Annotated in this window: 1 protein-coding gene; it reads right to left on the bottom strand. The window is 57.2% G+C overall.

Going from position 1 to position 718, the window contains the following annotated elements:
- Positions 1-94 precede the first annotated feature (94 nt).
- A partial coding sequence (locus HMPREF2967_RS10180) for an ATP-binding protein (RefSeq protein WP_198531048.1) occupies positions 95-718 on the bottom strand: 624 nt, incomplete at its 5' end.

Genomic DNA, 718 nt, shown 5'->3' on the forward strand with positions numbered 1-718 from the left:
GTTCAGAAGACTGAAATGGTAGCGGTGTGGTGAGTATCTGGTAGCGCCTGAGTGAGTATCCGGTAGCGGTGTCTTACTCAGGCGTTGTTGGTGGTTATGTGTTGGTGGTGAGGCGCATGTTTGGTCCTTCGAGTGTGATGATCTCGGCGCCGGAGACGAGTCGGTTGAGGATTGACTCGGAGATCACGGCGTCGGGGATGGACTTGTACCACTCCAGTGGGGTGAATTGTGAGGTCACTATCGTTGAGACTTTGCCTTCTCGCCCGGCGAGGATGTTGAGAAGTTGGTGCGCGGTCGCGGCATCCACAGGTGTGGTCAGGAAGTCATCGAGGACCAGGACGTCGACGTCGTGGAGGTGCTGGATGAACTTCAGCCGTGCGGGGTCATCGGGTTGGAGGACTGCCAGTTCGGCGGCGAGCATGTCGGTGCGGTAGAACCGTGCGGAGTAGTCGTTGCGGCATGCTGCTGTGATCAGGGCTTGGGCGAGGTAGGTTTTGCCGACTGAGGATTTGCCCAGGATGACAGTGTTTTGGCCCAGGTGGCACCATTGTCCGTGAGCGAGTCTGCTGACTTGCTCGGGGTTGATGTTGCGGTCAGGCGTGCAGACCACGTTTTCAAGGCAAGCATCAAGGTTTGGCGATCGGGATGCTTTTAGCAGTTTGTTGATGCGTCGTTCACGCCTGGCCGCGACTTCTTTATCGAGTGCGTAGAGCACCTT

Source organism: Corynebacterium sp. HMSC059E07 (assembly GCF_001814395.1).
In the GTDB taxonomy this organism is placed as follows: Bacteria; Actinomycetota; Actinomycetes; order Mycobacteriales; family Mycobacteriaceae; genus Corynebacterium; species Corynebacterium hesseae.